This is a genomic window from Flavobacterium zubiriense, assembly GCF_041729725.1.
GTDB classification, from domain to species: Bacteria; Bacteroidota; Bacteroidia; order Flavobacteriales; family Flavobacteriaceae; genus Flavobacterium; species Flavobacterium zubiriense.
This window is the reverse complement of record NZ_JBCFQL010000013.1, coordinates 106569-121645: the sequence shown is the minus strand read 5'-3', so window position 1 is coordinate 121645 and position 15077 is coordinate 106569. Positions and strand designations below refer to the sequence as shown.

Genomic DNA, 15077 nt, shown 5'->3' with positions numbered 1-15077 from the left:
TTTAAATTTAAATACTTGGAACAAAGGTGTAAACCGTGTTAGGGTAGATCATTTTTGCGGTATATTTAGAAATAAGGCAAGCACCTAATATGGGAATAAACAAAGTGTAATTGTTAGTCAGTCCGCAAACTAAAAAGATAGCAGTAAATGGAGCGTGGATACTCGCACTCAAAACCGCAGCCATACCAATAACCATAAAGTTAATAGGGATGATTTGTATATCAAAAAAAGTATTGAGTACAGATGCAACTAATAAGCCCAAGAATGCACCAATAAACAGGCTAGGTGCAAAAACGCCACCATCGCCTCCAGAAGCAAGAGTCACGGAAGTTACAATAGGTTTCAAAATTAAAATCCCTATGAAGGTAAAAGCTAAAGTGAGCGTTAAAGGTATTTTGCTGTCGCTACTGATAATGATGGTTTTGATAGCATGATATCCTTCTCCATACAATTGTGGAAAGATAAAAAGTGAGATACTCAAAATTGCAGAACCTAAAATGATTTTGTGATAGTGAGTTGAGATTTTTGAAAATCTTGATTTGAAAAACAACACACATTTGGTTAAATAAACCGAATTTATTCCGGCCAAAATTCCTAGTAAAATAAAGTATGGAATCGCTCTTAAATGCCAGGTAGTAATAGAAACGGCAAACAAAGGCTCTTCTTTTAATAAAGTCAATAGACCAAAAGCAATCGATACCGCTATTAGATTTGTGAGGATAAAAGCACGGGTTATTTTTCTCGAAATTACTTCATGGGCAAATAGAATACCAGCAATGGGGCTGCTAAATAAAGCGGTAATTCCAGCTGCTACTCCGGCACAAATTAGTTCGGTTTTGTATTGGCGAAAGATGTTTTCTTTTTGATGTGCCACAGATCCAATGGTAGCTGTTGCTACAACTGTAGAAACTTCGATTCCCGTAGAACCTCCAAAAATAACCGTTAGTAATCCGTTGATGGTATGGGATGGAATTTTATAAGAAGGAAGGTTTTTTGTTTTAGAATTGGTGCTTTCAAAAACTTCTTTAATGCCTTTGTTTTCTTTTTTCTTAAAAAGATATTCGCGTAAAAAATAAATTACTGACAAACCAAAAACAGGAAATAAAATATATAAAAACGGATTTACATTGGCTTGATGAAAGAATATTTCTTCATAGTATTCTGTTATTTTTTTTAAACTAAGCCCTAAAAAAGCAGAAAGAAAGCCAATTAATAAAGAAACGATGATTAGTTTTCGAATTTTAATAAATTGATGATTCTTTTTAATTAGAGCTATTTTATTCATCAGAGTTTAATTTTGTGTGACAAAATGTTATAAGAACTGCGAATTTAGTTAAAAGGAATCGAAATTTAAAAAACAGCTCGTGTTTTGTTATAATGTAATTTAGTTGAAAAAATTAAAGTTCGTAGAATTCAATAGGTAAACGGTCAGGATCGGCTATGAAAGTAAATCGTTTTTGGGTGAACTCGTCAACGCGAATGGGTTCGACATAAATGTTTTTAGAATTTATAAAAATGACCGTCTGGTCTAAGTTTTCGACAGCAAAAGCCAAATGACGTAATCCTTGCGCTTCGGGAGTTGAAGGTCTTGCGGGAGGATTAGGGAAAGAGAATAATTCGATACAATAATTCCCGTTCAATGCTAAATCGAGTTTGTAGGACTTTCGTTCTTCGCGATATACTTCACGAACAATTTCTAGTCCGAGAATCTCAGTGTAAAACTGTTTTGATTTTTCGTAGTCAGAACAAATAATGGCGATATGATGGATGTGTTTTAGTTGAAGCATTTTTTATTAAAGTTGCGTTTTATTGATTTAGTTTTCGAATTACTTTGGCAGGATTGCCAACCGCCAATGAATTGTTAGGAATGTTTTTCGTTACTACTGAACCAGCTCCAATTACACATCCATTTCCAATTGTTACTCCAGGACAAATTACCGAATTTCCACCTATCCAACAATCGTCTCCAATAGTTATCGGTAAGGCATTTTCAAGTGTCTTTCTAAGTTCAGCATCGAGCGGGTGAGTGGCGGTGTACAATTGAACGCTGGGAGCAAAAAACACGTTGGAACCAATAGTCACTTTAGTGCAATCGAGCACCACACAATTGACATTGAAGTATACATTTTCTCCGCAAATAATATTGTATCCGTAGTCACAATGAAAAGGGGGTTCGATATATAAATTAGGTCCAGCATTTGGAATTAATTCTTTTAAAATTTCTCTTGCTTTTTTAGTTAGTCGGTATTCGGTTACGTTCAATCTATGTAATAAATTTTTAGCTTTTCTTCGCTCTTTTATCAGGGTTGGATCGCCTGCTAAATACTGTTCTCCATCAATCATTTTTTCTTTTTCTGACTTCATTTTTTTTGAGTTTTTTATGTAGTGTTTTTTGTTGTTTTTTTAGATGAAAAAAGGGCTTGATTTTGAAGCGAAAATCGACTTGATTTTGGTCTCAAAAAAAGAACCTTTTTAAGTTGGTGATTACTTCTTGTAAATATAGTTTAAAAAAGTAAAGTTGCTAGTTTTAGATTTTAGCTTTTTAAAAAATTGTAAAGAAAAAATAGTGGGTGATGGAGTACTGTATGTTGGTTTTGTCTTGACTAGATCTCCTGATTAAAGGTGTTTTGAGTAGGTTGTAATTGATGTTTTTTTGGATATTAAAGGAGTTGTGTTTTGGTTGTTTTTCACTTAAATTTTTACTTTAAGTAATATAATTTAGTTTTTATATTTGACTGTTGTTATTGGTATAAGTTAGTTTTGTGTGGCTTGTCAATGTTTTATTTTGAGTAAATTTATTATATTCATTTTATAGTTTAAGTAATTGTGTTTAAAATACTGGAATTTAAATTTTTAAAATATACTATAGATTATCTCTATAGTCATTATCTATGGGGTTTTTAGCTATTTTGCTCAGTTTTACGAGATTACATTTCGAAATTTACACTCTTTGTTCAAAAAAATGCAAAGTTATTTTTTAAAGTTATGGTTTTGTAAAAGTATATTTTTTATTTAGTAAAAAAAGCATTTTTGACAATTTTATTATGCGTTTTGCTATTAGCAATAAGTGACTTTTAAATACTTTTTGTTGTTGTGTTTTTCTTTTAATCAAGAGTGTGTTTTTTAGGGCTAATTTTTTAGGTAAATTTTTGAACTGTTTTTTTGAGCTGTACTTTTATCTTTTTTATAGTTGCTTTTTTTAGAGTAAAAAAGGAAAAAAAATGTTGCTTTTTTAGGTGTTTTAAGTTCGTTTTTTGGCTTAAAAATAGCTGTTCAAAATAAACTTAAAACCACTCTGAAAAATCATTTTTTTTAGTGTTAAATTATTACCAAATCGATACTCATTTTTAGTTGCAAAAGGTGTCTTTTTTTTTACTCAATTAGGACTATGAAAACGTATAGTTGAGGTCTTAATATTGAGAAATTGACACTAATAATTTTTTGTTAATGCTGCACCAAAAACAACATAAAGATTGTAAATTCGTTCGATTAAATTTTTTAAAAAATAGATATGAAATATTATATTTTGTTTGCCGTGATGTTTCTTTTTTCGCTTCAAATTCAAGCTCAAAAAATAGCTGTTTATGATAATTATACTGCTCTGGAAAAAGCGGTTTTAAGTGATGCTAATACAACTTATGTAGTCAACTTTTGGGCAACTTGGTGCGCTCCTTGTGTGAAGGAATTACCCCATTTCGAACAACTCAATTCCGAAAATAAAAACGTAAAAGTAGTGCTTGTAAGTTTGGATTTTAAGAACCAATACGAAGCAAAATTATTGCCTTTTTTGAAAAAGAAAGCCATAAAATCAGAAGTGGTTTTGCTAACTGATAAGGATTATAATACTTGGCTTCCGGCTGTAGATAAAGATTGGTCGGGCTCCATTCCGGCAACTTTAATCATTAAAGATGGTAAAAAAGTTTTTGTAGAAAAGATGTTTGCCAGCTATGAAGAATTAGATGAATATGTGAATTCCAATATTAACTAACAATTTTAGACCATGAAAATTTTACCAACTCTTTTAGTATTTGTTTCTGTCTTTTTAGGGACAGCTTTTATTTCCAATGTGCCAACGCCTTACAAAATTGGCGATACAGCGACTGATTTTAAATTAAAATCGGTTGATGGGAAAATGTATGGAATGTCTGATTACAAGAGCGCAAAAGGCTTTATTGTTGTTTTTACGTGTAATCATTGTCCTTTTGCTGTAAAGTATGAAGATAGAATCAATGATTTGGCTAAAAAATACAAATCAAAAGGGTATATTTTATTGGCAATAAATCCAAATGATCCAGCGGTTCAAGCCCAAGATAGCTTTGAATTAATGAAAGTTAGAGCCAAAGAAAAAGGTTTTGCTTTTCCTTATTTATTTGATGAAGGGCAAAAGATTTATCCTCAGTATGGTGCTACAAAAACACCTCATGTCTTTTTATTAGATAAAAATCGTGTGGTAAAGTACATTGGAGCTATTGATGATAATGTGGATAGCGCTGCTGATGTAAAAGAAAAGTACCTTGAAAACGCTATTGCAGCTTTAGAAAGTGGTAAAACGCCTTCGCCAGAAACAACTAAAGCAATTGGTTGTTCGATTAAAACTAAAAAATAACATTCCAAAATCATTCGAAAAAAGAGTAAAGACATTCGTTTTTACTCTTTTTTATACCGTTTGTTATTTCAAAATAGTCCAATAATCCCGAAATTTCGGGAGGACTAAATGAAATATATCTCGTCCAAAAGAAGAGAGCATTATACCAGAATGATTGTACTAAAATAGAATCAGTTATTTGATATAAACTCTTCGAATTCCTATTAAAACAAAAATTAAGAGCGAATAACCAATAAAAAAAGGAACAATCATTTCAATCCAACCCAGAGGTAATAAAACGGCAATTAATAATAATTGAAAACCCAATCCGTACAAAGAAACAAAGGTCATAAACCAATTAGGAAATGTTTTTACCTTATAAGCTTCGGGATCTAAAGTGTGAATGATTTTGTCGAAAATTCCATAAACAATCGTGTAAATTTGGAATAGAAAATCAACTGATTTTTGACTTTCTCCAGGAAGTGCTTTTGGAGATTTATATTCGAAAATCTTACTGGTAGCATCTCCTCCCACAGACTTTGTTCTTAAAATAACATAATAATAGTTATACAAAGTACCTTGCAATTGAATACAACAAAACGACAATAGCGTTAACCAAAGCGATGTTGTAGATACATAGCAAATCGTTAGAAAAAACAAAAAATTAAGGATAATATCAAAAATACTATCCAAATATCTTCCAGTGTAAGACGGTGTGTTTTTTATTCTAGCCAATTCTCCATCGGCGGCATCTATAATTGATTTTAAAAGGATAAAAAGTCCAGCCCAAACGAAGTGATTGGTCAAAATACAATAAATGCCCATAATACCAGAAAAACCAAAAAGTAGCGTAACGTGAATTGGAGTGAATCGTGTATTTTTTAATGAATTGGCAATTAATTTACCAAAAGGTCTTCCGTAATCTGATAAATCCAGAAATTTATCTTCAGCAGCAAGTTTAGACATTCAAAATGTATCAAAACAATATATTGCGACAATATAGTCAGATGCAAATATAGTTTATAAATTTGTTTTCTTGCGGTTTGATTCTAAAATCATATAAAATTGAACTCCAAAAAGTAAGGCTGCCAGTACAATATGAATGGTCTGTGTACCAAAAGGAAAATGAAAATAATACATTGCAATTCCGGAAATGATTTCCATAAAAAGTAAAATTATCACCCAATTCATTTTTGAAAAACCTAAATTGAGTTTTCTGTTTCTAGAAAATAAATACAAATTGGTTAACAAAACTATTATTGAAAAAGTGCGATGTATGTAAAACGATACACTCGGATTTTGAAGCCATAATATTTCAGGAGCACCAGTTTTAGAAATCGTATCAATTTCTTCTCTCACACTTGTTCCTAAAACAACTTGAATTAACGTTAAAATCAATGAAATAACTAAGAACCAATGAAATTTAGTATCAAAAATTAATGATTTTCGGTTGTATTGAACGGCATAAATAGTGATTAATTGAAAAGCAACAATCAGTAAAGCAGCTAACATGTGGGTAGTAATTTTGACAGGGTTCAAAACTGAATCCACAACTGTTTTTCCTAACCACGCTTGAAATCCCATTAATATACAAACCAAGAAAGTAAGTAAAATGAGTTTTTTATTGTCTTTCCAAAAGCCAAAAGAAAGGATAAACGAAACAATACAAGCTATTCCAGCTAATGCGCCAAACAATCGGTTAATGTATTCTATCCAAGTGTGTAATGGATTGAAAACCGCATAATCGTGTTTGGTATATTTTTCCCAATTGGAGGAATCAAAGGTGGTTTTTGAAGTAAAACTGCTTTTAGCTACCAATAATGATTGGTCTTTTATAATTACTTGTCCTTTATTGTATTCTTTTCCAGCGGTAAAAAGTAATTCTTTTTCCTCTGTTGGCGGAATGTAATATCCAAAACATTTTGGCCAATCAGGACAACCCATTCCAGAACCAGTTAATCGGACAAAAGCGCCCGCAAAAATGACAAGATATACAAGAATTAAAGCTATTTTGGCTGATTTTAAAAAGTGTTTTTTCAAGGGGTTATTTATTTAAATAGGGAAATTTTCGGGATTTTGTCTGGTGTCCCAGATGTCTAAAACGACAATTTCATTTGGGGTTATTTTATGAATAATTTCAAAATGACTTACAATTATGAATTTTACATCTTCTCTAAAAGTAGGTTTTCCAGATTCAGGAAGTTGGATTACAATTTTTAAGTTAGTATTGAAAAGTAAGTTTAGTTTTCTGCTATAAACTTTTGATTTATTTCGATTATTCCAGTAGTCAAAAATGCTTTTTCTAGAATTCCGGGCTTCTACAGAACATATTAATCTTCTAGCCATTCTTGAATTTCTTTTTGAGCTTCTTCATCCGAAATGCATTCACCATTTTCATATTGTTGGACGGCAAGATTTATTCTTCGCTGTTCTTCTGTAGAAAAAAATCTTGTTTTTTCATAAGCTAATGTTGGTTCATTAACCGCAGTATTTGGCTCATAAGAATCCATGATTTCTTTAACTCTATTCAAAAGAACGACATCATTGGTAGCAATAATTTTTGCTATTAGTTCTAATTTTAATTCGGCTATATCCATCTCCCTTAAATTTTTATAAAATTAAGAATTTTTAAGCTTAAGGTATAGCAAACAAACGTTAATTTTCAATTGGATTTAATCCTAATTTTTCGGCTCGTTTCAATACAAAATTATAGGCAGCTTCATATTCATTTGGAATTTCTCCTTCTAAAATAGCTTCTTTTACCGCTTCTTTGAGAATACCAATTTCGCGCGAAGGTTTCAAGTTGAAAATAGTCATAATTTGTTCGCCAGAAATTGGTGGTTGGAAATTACGAACACTATCACGTTCCTCCACTTCAACTATTTTTTTGCGTACAATGACAAAATTATGGTGGTATTTTTTGAACTTATTTGGATTTTTAGTCGTGATGTCAGCTTCGCAAAGTGTCATCAAATCTTCTACATCTTCACCAGCATCAAAAACTAGTCTTCGCACTGCCGAATCCGTAACAATATCTTGTGATAAAACAATTGGTCGGGAACTCATCATAACCATTTTTTGCACGAATTTCATCTTTTGGTTCAATGGCATGTGCAAGCGTTCAAAAAGTTTTTTGACCATTTTTCCGCCTAAAAATTCATGTCCGTGAAAAGTCCAACCTTGTTTTTTATTGAATTTTTTGGTTGGTGCTTTTCCAATATCGTGCAATAAAGCAGCCCATCGCAACCAAACATCATCCGTATTGGGACAAATATTATCAACCACCTCTAAAGTGTGATAAAAATTGTTTTTATGGGTATGTCCTTCAATTTCTTCTACCTGATTTAAAGCAGTTAATTCGGGTAAAATGATGTCTAAAAGCCCCGTTTTATAAAGTAATAAAAATCCAATAGACGGTTTTGCTGCAGAAAGGATTTTATTCAATTCATCTACAATGCGTTCTCCAGAAATGATTTTGATTCTTTCAGCATTATTGGTGATGGATTGAAAAGAATTTACTTCAATTTCGAAATTCAGTTGCGTGGCAAAACGAATGGCTCTTAACATTCGCAATGGATCATCAGAAAAGGTAATGTCTGGATCTAAAGGTGTTTTTAGAATCTTGTTTTCGATATCTACTAAACCTCCAAAAGGATCTAATAGTTCTCCAAAATTGCTTTCACTTAATGATAATGCCAATGCGTTAATCGTAAAATCACGACGGTTTTGGTCATCTTCCAGTGTTCCGTTTTCCACAATAGGATTACGGCTGTCGTGCGTGTAAGATTCTTTTCTTGCTCCTACAAATTCGATTTCGGTATCTTCAAAACGCAACATAGCAGTTCCGTAAGTTTTAAAAACTTGGACTTTTGGTTTTTTTGGAAGTAATTCAGAGACTTTCAAAGCTAATTTGATTCCGCTGCCTACCGCAACAATATCGATGTCTTTTTTAAAGTCTCTTTTTAAAATTAAATCACGTACAAAACCTCCAATAACATAGCTTTCAACGTTGAGTGCTTTGGATGCTTGAGAAATAACTTCAAAAATGGGATTATGTAAGGAGTCTTTGTAGTTCATATTAGGTTTGCCACGAATTCACGAATTAAAAAATATTTTTTATCGGTTTTAATGGCACAAATTTTTTATTGATTTTTATAAAACGATTCTTTTATATTCAAGCGACTTGTTATTAAAATTAGCTAAAATAGCCAGTTTGTTTGACGAAACTTTTAGGTAATTAATACACTGAGCAATATGTTTCGAATCTAGTTTTTCGCATGATTTTAGTTCTAAAATAATTGAATCAAATACTACAAAATCTGCATAAAATTTATGATTCAAAATAATGTCTTTGTATTTGACATTGTATTCTTTTTCTCTTTCGAAAGGAATGTTAAGTTTTTTAAACTCATATTCTAAAGCATCTTTGTATACTATTTCAGAAAAACCTCCTCCTAAATTATTATGAACATCAAACAGAATTCCCATAATTTGAAAGCTCTCGTCTTTGTGAATAATTTGTGCCATTGAAGAGTCATTTAAAAAATAAAATTAGTGAATTCGTGGCTCTTTTCTACTTCCTAATCACTTTTACCTGAGAATCATTAGTCAATTTTATAATTGTTGACGGATTCTGGCAAATTTTTTCGCGATGCAAATTTACAACATAGTCCACGCCTTTTATAATTTCGGGACTAATTTCTTTGAAACTTTTTGGAGTGGGCTGACCTGAAATATTAGCAGAAGTTGACACTAAAGGTTTTTTCATTCGTTCCAATAATTTAAAACAAAAAGGTTCTTTAATTAATCGAATTCCTAGGGTTTTGTCTGATGCAACTAGATTAGGAGCTACATTTCTAGGATTGTCCAGAATTAGTGTCGTTGGTTTTTCAGATAAATCTAGAATCTGCCAGGCAACTTCTGGAATCTCTTTGAAAACGTTGTACATCATTTTTTCGCCATTCATTAAAACAATCATGCTTTTGGTTTCTTCTCGTTGTTTTAAAGCATAAATTTTGGCTACCGCTTCAGGATTAGTGGCATCGCAACCAATTCCCCAAACCGTATCGGTAGGATAAAGGATGATTCCACCTTGTTGGATTATTTCGTAAGCTTTGTGGACTTCTTCGTTAAGATTTTCCATTTTTTATTTAAAATTCAAGTGACAAATTGATGCTTGCAAAGGAACGAAAAAATTTTCTAGAAATTGTATTATTAAAGGGCTTGTAATTGTATGGGTAATTTAGGTGTGGGTAATGAGTCTTGGTTACGATAAGATGAAATTTAGCGAGTTAAAAACATTGCTTTTTGTAAGTTTATTCATTTTTGGTTTGTTAGTTTTAAAACTATTTTAATTTTATCTTTGCACAAAAATTATTGACCTCAAAAATAATTAGGTTAGTCTTTAATCTAAAATCATTCAATGAAAAATTTCAAACGCTTTTTAAAGTATTTAGTACCTCATAAGAGAAATTTAATAATCAGTATCATTTTTAATGTTTTATATGCCTTTTTTTCGGCTATTTCGATGCTTTCACTTTTTCCATTAATGAAAGTTTTGTTTTCTGATGGAGAAAAAGTGCATGTTAAACCCGTTTATGAAGGTTTTAAAAGTTTGGATAAAAGCTATTTAGAAAATTCATTAAACTATTTTATTACTCATAATACTGAAACCAATGGCGCTTTGAGTACTTTAATATGGATGGTAGTGTTTGTCTTAACTACTTTTTTATTGAAAAATCTTTTCAATTTCATTTCGATAGTTTATATGACGTATTTGAATAATGGAATATTAAAAGATTTGAGAAATGATGTGTATCAAAAAGTAATCAGTTTGCCAGTTTCTTTCTTTTCGAATGAAAGAAAGGGAGATTTAATTTCGAGAATGACTTCGGATATTAACACGATTAAAAGTGCTTTTTTAAGTATTTTAATGATGGTAAGCGAACCACTAACGATTGTTTTTACTTTGGCATCCATGTTTTTTATCAGTTGGAAATTGACCATATTCGTGTTTTTGTTTTTACCTATTTCTGGATTTTTGATATCGAGAATGAGTAAATCCATCAAAAGCCAATCGGGTGATATTTTTTCATTAGAGGGGCATTTATTATCCGATATTGAAGAAACTCTTGGAGGAATAAAAGTGATTAAAAATTTTACTTCGGAGCAATTTTTTATACGTCGTTATTTTAATTCCACAGAATACATAAATAATTTGAACAATAAAATTGGAGTCCGAATGAGTTTGGCAGGTCCAATGAGTGAATTTTTAGGGATTTTTGTAATCTCTATTTTGTTAGTTTATGGAGGATCTTTGGTGTTAATTGATGGTTCTATGAGTGGAAGTGCTTTTATTGCTTATATGGGATTAGCCTACCAAATTTTGACACCAGCTAAGGCAATTACAAAGGCAAACCAAGCTTTAATGGGAGGAAATGCCGCTTATGAGAGAGTTGCTTTTATTTTAGACGCAACCAATCCGCTAAAAGACAATCTTGATGCTATAGCGATTACCGAATTTAAAAATGAAATTAAGTTTACTAATGTTTCGTTTAAGTACGATTCGGAATATGTTTTAAGAGATTTTAATCTAACGGTACCAAAAGGAAAAAGAGTGGCATTAGTAGGAGAATCGGGTAGTGGGAAATCGACTTTGGCCAATTTAGTTACTCGATTGTATGATGTTACCGAAGGAAGTATCACTTTTGATGGTGTCAATATCAAGGAGGTTACAACAGATTCGCTAAGGAAACAAATGGGAATTGTGGCTCAGGATTCTATTTTATTTAATGATACTATTGCTAATAATATTTCGTTAAGTATTGATAATCCTAACATAGAAGCGATTGTAAGTGCTGCTAAAGTGGCGAATGCTCATAATTTTATTTCCGAATTTCCAGAGCAATACAATAGTCCTGTGGGCGATGGAGGTGGAATGTTATCTGGAGGACAGCGTCAGCGTGTGGCGATTGCAAGAGCAGTAATGAAAAATCCTCCCATTATGATTTTGGATGAAGCCACATCTGCATTGGATACCGAATCGGAAAAATTAGTACAAGTGGGATTAGAAAACATGATGGAGAATAGAACTTCTATTGTTATTGCTCACCGTTTGTCAACGATTCAAAATGCCGATTTAATTGTGGTAATGAGTAAAGGAAGAATTGTTGAACAAGGTACTCACGAGGAATTATTGAACATGAAAGGGAATTATGCGAACTTGGTTAGTTTACAGTCTTTGGAGGTGAATTAGAGTTTAATATTTGAAAATTAAAAATGAATAAGTTAGATTTAGGTGTTAATGTTGTTGGTTATATTGATGGAGAATTTGGTTTAGGGGAAGCCGTTCGATTGAACCTAAAAGCAATGGAATCAGTCGGCTTATCTTGTGCTAAGATTGATTATTTGAAATTAAAAAAAGGAACTATTAATGAAGATAGCTTTAAATATAGTATCAACTTAATTCAATTATCACTTAATGATATTTCTGATTTTTTTTCAGGAATTCAAACTACTTCCTTTTTAAATAGATATAATATTTTGTTTCTTGTTTGGGAATCAGAATATGTTCCTGAGGAAATACAAAAAACACTTCACTTATTTCATGAAATATGGACTCCATCAACGTATTGCAGGGATATTTTCAGGCAACATTTCTTGGGGCCAATTATGACGGTTCCGCATCCTGTTGAAGTTGATTTAACTCCTTTGGCAAAAAAAGGCTTTCTAGATATATACGATAATCAAAAATACAGTTTCTTGTTTATCTTTAATTTTGGAAGCTCCATAAAAAGGAAAAATACCTTGTTTTTAATTCAGTCTTTTATTGAAGCTTTTCCAGTTGAGACTGACGTTGAGTTAATTATCAAATGTTCTAATGCAAAAAACAATCCTAAAGATTATGCTTTAGTACTAAATGAAATTAGAGATAAATCTAATATCAAGATTGTTGACATTGATTTAGAAAAAAACGATTTAAATCATTTTATAAATCAATGTGATTGTTATGTTTCGTTGCATCATTCAGAAGGTTTTGGGTTAACACTTGCAGAAGCAATGTGTTTAGGGAAACCGACAATTGCTACAAATTATTCAGGAAATTTAGAATTTATGAATAAGGGAAATAGTTTTCTTGTAGACTATGTAATTAATTCTATAGAAAACCCTGATGTTAATTTTTGTAACAATACCATTTGGGCTGATCCTTTGTTAGTAGATAGTGTTGAAAAAATGAGATTAGCTTACAATGATAGAAATTTAGCAAAGGAAAAAGCTAAAAAAGCTCAAATTGATACTCAAAATAAATTATCATATAAAAGCATTGGTTCTAAAATGCTTACTAGAGCAGAATCTATTAAACGTAATTTTAAAAATGCAAATGAAAGCATGATACTTTTAATCAATTATAAAAGTAGAGTGAAAGAATTAGAAGCAGAGTTAAGAAAAATGCAAAAAAGCAAGTTAATTAGCTGTGTTTTAAGTTGCAAGAAAGCACTACGAACCATAAAATCAAAATATAAAAAATAGATAAGCTACCATTTTTTGTGTTTTTGATTTTAAAATAGTTTTAAATTTTATAATTATATTTCCTTCATATTTCTTAATATCGTGTTTTAATCGTATGTTTTCAGTGATTAACTCGCTGTTTTTAGCTAAATTGACATTGCTTCTTTCTTTCATAAAAGAACTTATTTTAGCTAATCTGGAATTCATCAAATCGCCAATGGCTTTTTTGCTAAATGAGTTTTCTATGGATTGTTTAGCATTTAGTTTTATGTCTTCGAGATTATTGTAATTAGCATAAACGAATTTTAAAATCTTCTTTGAATTATCGATATCAGGTTCAGCATATTGATACCCTTTTTTTATAAAACCAGCATCTTCATCTTTTGTGATTAACTGATAAGGAACTAAGAAACTATTTTGGGCATTCATGAACTCTAAGTTTCCCGAATAGCCAGTTCCTATTACGATTTTGTTTCTTAACATAGCCTCGGCAAGAGTCAATCCAAAACCTTCGGATCGATGTAAGGAAACATAAGAATGACAGGAATCAATGAGCTGTATGATTTCTTTTTTAGTATAGTTCTCGTTAATAAGTATAATCGAATTATGGTGATTTGCCTTTTCAGTAAGTTTCTTATATAATCGTTTGTTTTTTTCTAAATTAACTGTTTTTAATATTAGTACAACGTCAGGATTAGTAGAAAAAGTGTCTAAAAAGCATTGGATAAGGCCATCTGTGTTTTTTCTTTCGGGAGTGCTCAGTGAATCGAATATGGATAAAAAAACAAATTTATTTTGTAATTCTATTTTAGGTTTGCTTTCTTCAATCTCTATTGATTCTATCAAATGAGGGATTTTTACAACAGGTTTGAAAGAATATGAGGTAAAAATATTTTGACAAAAGCTACTAGGAACCCATATTTCATCAAAAAGGGAAATTAATGAAACAAACTCTTCTGGAAGTTTGTTGAATTCCCAGGCCCAATAAGCAATGTTGTAAGTGTTTGGTAATGTACGTATTTTGTTGTTTAAAATATAAGAGGGAATATCATTAATATTGATATGATAGATGTTGATTGTTTTTTGGTCAATATCAATTAGTACATTATTATGTTCTCTAATTAATTGACGCTTGTTCTCAATATAATTAATTTGATTAACTGTAAAACGACTGCTTTTTAGTGCTGTAAAATTTGCTCTAGCAGCCTCAGAAATACCAGAAGTTTTTGAAAAGGTAGCATGGTAATTGACAATGGTGTTTTCCATGTTTGTATATGTCTTTAATGGTTATTTAAAAAATAAAATGCTGTAAAAATTCTTACTGTTTCAGAATATTATATAATCAAGAAAATAGATCTGTACACAAATAAATTTTAGGTAATCTATGGGATGTAACTGCCAAAAGCTAATTACATCCCAAAGATTATTTAATTAATTTCTAAAATAAATTCATATAGAAAAATTTTCAGTTTGTAAAAAAAAACTTTAAGATGATTATTTATTAAAAGATGGAGAAAAAAAAAATAGTTGCGTTTGATATTGATTAAATTCAAATTATTTAGTTAATTATGTTTTATGTAATTGAATTTAAATTTCTTAGATGAATGTTAAAAAAAAATCTTGATTGTAAAAAGACAGCAAAAAATAAATCCTGGACTAAATAAAATTTCAGCATATTAAAACGGATTCTTTCATTGAGTTTTAAACTCAATTCTAAATTTTGACTAATTTAACAATGAACAGCTACTGGTTTTCAAACAACATAATTGAATGCGTTTTTTCAGTGTTTTTTTGTAAAAAGAATTAATAAAAAGCAAAAGTAAGCAAAACGGCGAAAACCGTTACTATATAGTGGTTTATAAAGTGGTAGTACAAAGTTGGAAGACTGTGTACTTTAGTTTTTGGGCTTGAAATGACAAGGTTAGGTTACTAAATCGTTACTGGTTAATACCTAAATAAAATACTATAACCATTTATACTTCAG

At 30.8% G+C, this 15077-nt stretch carries 15 protein-coding genes; 4 read left to right on the top strand and 11 right to left on the bottom strand.

From position 1 onward, the window contains the following. Positions 1-7: 7 nt before the first annotated feature. The 3 genes from AAGV28_RS12940 to AAGV28_RS12930 all read right to left on the bottom strand — a co-directional run bounded on the left by AAGV28_RS12940 (position 8) and on the right by AAGV28_RS12930 (position 2364). Positions 8-1285 carry a chloride channel protein gene (locus AAGV28_RS12940; protein WP_373407168.1) on the bottom strand — a complete coding sequence of 426 codons (1278 nt, stop codon included), beginning with the start codon at positions 1283-1285 and terminating at the stop codon, positions 8-10. A gap of 112 nt (positions 1286-1397) precedes the next feature. Continuing rightward, the gene (gene gloA2 / locus AAGV28_RS12935) at positions 1398-1787 is read right to left on the bottom strand and encodes an SMU1112c/YaeR family gloxylase I-like metalloprotein (protein ID WP_373407167.1); all 390 of its coding nucleotides are present in this window, start codon (positions 1785-1787) and stop codon (positions 1398-1400) included. Positions 1788-1806: 19 nt separating this feature from the next. Then, entirely contained in the window at positions 1807-2364 is a 558-nt protein-coding gene (locus AAGV28_RS12930) for a sugar O-acetyltransferase (RefSeq protein ID WP_373407166.1), read from the bottom strand. Positions 2365-3511: 1147 nt separating this feature from the next. Here AAGV28_RS12930 and AAGV28_RS12925 point away from each other — a divergent pair. Further along, entirely contained in the window at positions 3512-3988 is a 477-nt protein-coding gene (locus tag AAGV28_RS12925; RefSeq protein WP_373407165.1) for a TlpA family protein disulfide reductase, read from the top strand. A gap of 12 nt (positions 3989-4000) precedes the next feature. Then, a complete protein-coding gene (locus tag AAGV28_RS12920) occupies positions 4001-4606 on the top strand; it encodes a thioredoxin family protein (RefSeq protein WP_373407164.1) in 606 nt (201 codons plus the stop codon). 174 nt (positions 4607-4780) lie between these two features. On the opposite strand, the gene AAGV28_RS12915 is transcribed toward AAGV28_RS12920, so the two are convergent. From AAGV28_RS12915 to AAGV28_RS12885, 7 genes are all read right to left on the bottom strand, one after another. Next, positions 4781-5551: a CDP-alcohol phosphatidyltransferase family protein gene (locus AAGV28_RS12915; protein ID WP_373407163.1), complete on the bottom strand. Its 771-nt coding sequence runs from the start codon at positions 5549-5551 to the stop codon at positions 4781-4783. A 54-nt stretch (positions 5552-5605) separates the two neighbouring features. Then, positions 5606-6625, bottom strand: a complete 1020-nt coding sequence (locus tag AAGV28_RS12910; protein WP_373407162.1) for a COX15/CtaA family protein — start codon at positions 6623-6625, stop codon at positions 5606-5608. 12 nt (positions 6626-6637) lie between these two features. Next, the gene (locus AAGV28_RS12905) at positions 6638-6931 is read right to left on the bottom strand and encodes a type II toxin-antitoxin system RelE/ParE family toxin (RefSeq protein WP_373407161.1); all 294 of its coding nucleotides are present in this window, start codon (positions 6929-6931) and stop codon (positions 6638-6640) included. Next, the gene (locus AAGV28_RS12900) at positions 6916-7182 is read right to left on the bottom strand and encodes a hypothetical protein (protein WP_373407160.1); all 267 of its coding nucleotides are present in this window, start codon (positions 7180-7182) and stop codon (positions 6916-6918) included. The genes AAGV28_RS12905 and AAGV28_RS12900 overlap by 16 nt, the downstream gene beginning before the upstream one ends. 58 nt (positions 7183-7240) lie before the next feature. Next, positions 7241-8662, bottom strand: coding sequence for a CCA tRNA nucleotidyltransferase (locus AAGV28_RS12895; RefSeq protein ID WP_373407159.1), 1422 nt, complete (start codon positions 8660-8662; stop codon positions 7241-7243). Positions 8663-8737: 75 nt separating this feature from the next. Beyond that, positions 8738-9112: a GxxExxY protein gene (locus AAGV28_RS12890; protein WP_373407158.1), complete on the bottom strand. Its 375-nt coding sequence runs from the start codon at positions 9110-9112 to the stop codon at positions 8738-8740. A gap of 46 nt (positions 9113-9158) precedes the next feature. Next, positions 9159-9728, bottom strand: coding sequence for an L-threonylcarbamoyladenylate synthase (locus tag AAGV28_RS12885; protein WP_373407157.1), 570 nt, complete (start codon positions 9726-9728; stop codon positions 9159-9161). 279 nt (positions 9729-10007) lie between these two features. Between AAGV28_RS12885 and AAGV28_RS12880 the strand changes: the two genes are divergently transcribed. Both AAGV28_RS12880 and AAGV28_RS12875 read left to right on the top strand, forming a co-directional pair. Next, positions 10008-11840: an ABC transporter ATP-binding protein gene (locus AAGV28_RS12880; protein ID WP_373407156.1), complete on the top strand. Its 1833-nt coding sequence runs from the start codon at positions 10008-10010 to the stop codon at positions 11838-11840. A gap of 23 nt (positions 11841-11863) precedes the next feature. Continuing rightward, positions 11864-13114, top strand: a complete 1251-nt coding sequence (locus AAGV28_RS12875) for a glycosyltransferase family 4 protein (protein ID WP_373407155.1) — start codon at positions 11864-11866, stop codon at positions 13112-13114. Here the strand turns inward: AAGV28_RS12875 and AAGV28_RS12870 are convergent. Further along, entirely contained in the window at positions 13097-14359 is a 1263-nt protein-coding gene (locus tag AAGV28_RS12870; protein WP_373407154.1) for a glycosyltransferase, read from the bottom strand. The two genes, AAGV28_RS12875 and AAGV28_RS12870, sit on opposite strands and share 18 nt — an antisense overlap. Positions 14360-15077 lie beyond the last annotated feature (718 nt).

What these genes read in the sequence shown, in the direction of transcription:
- AAGV28_RS12880 (WP_373407156.1), top strand. Translation starts at nt 10,008, where the DNA reads ATGAAAAATTTCAAACGCTTTTTAAAGTATTTAGTACCTCATAAGAGA.
- AAGV28_RS12900 (WP_373407160.1), bottom strand. Translation starts at nt 7,182, where the DNA reads ATGGATATAGCCGAATTAAAATTAGAACTAATAGCAAAAATTATTGCT.
- AAGV28_RS12905 (WP_373407161.1), bottom strand. Translation starts at nt 6,931, where the DNA reads ATGGCTAGAAGATTAATATGTTCTGTAGAAGCCCGGAATTCTAGAAAA.
- AAGV28_RS12915 (WP_373407163.1), bottom strand. Translation starts at nt 5,551, where the DNA reads ATGTCTAAACTTGCTGCTGAAGATAAATTTCTGGATTTATCAGATTAC.
- AAGV28_RS12930 (WP_373407166.1), bottom strand. Translation starts at nt 2,364, where the DNA reads ATGAAGTCAGAAAAAGAAAAAATGATTGATGGAGAACAGTATTTAGCA.
- gloA2 (WP_373407167.1), bottom strand. Translation starts at nt 1,787, where the DNA reads ATGCTTCAACTAAAACACATCCATCATATCGCCATTATTTGTTCTGAC.
- AAGV28_RS12885 (WP_373407157.1), bottom strand. Translation starts at nt 9,728, where the DNA reads ATGGAAAATCTTAACGAAGAAGTCCACAAAGCTTACGAAATAATCCAA.
- AAGV28_RS12890 (WP_373407158.1), bottom strand. Translation starts at nt 9,112, where the DNA reads ATGGCACAAATTATTCACAAAGACGAGAGCTTTCAAATTATGGGAATT.
- AAGV28_RS12875 (WP_373407155.1), top strand. Translation starts at nt 11,864, where the DNA reads ATGAATAAGTTAGATTTAGGTGTTAATGTTGTTGGTTATATTGATGGA.
- AAGV28_RS12920 (WP_373407164.1), top strand. Translation starts at nt 4,001, where the DNA reads ATGAAAATTTTACCAACTCTTTTAGTATTTGTTTCTGTCTTTTTAGGG.
- AAGV28_RS12895 (WP_373407159.1), bottom strand. Translation starts at nt 8,662, where the DNA reads ATGAACTACAAAGACTCCTTACATAATCCCATTTTTGAAGTTATTTCT.
- AAGV28_RS12925 (WP_373407165.1), top strand. Translation starts at nt 3,512, where the DNA reads ATGAAATATTATATTTTGTTTGCCGTGATGTTTCTTTTTTCGCTTCAA.
- AAGV28_RS12940 (WP_373407168.1), bottom strand. Translation starts at nt 1,285, where the DNA reads ATGAATAAAATAGCTCTAATTAAAAAGAATCATCAATTTATTAAAATT.
- AAGV28_RS12870 (WP_373407154.1), bottom strand. Translation starts at nt 14,359, where the DNA reads ATGGAAAACACCATTGTCAATTACCATGCTACCTTTTCAAAAACTTCT.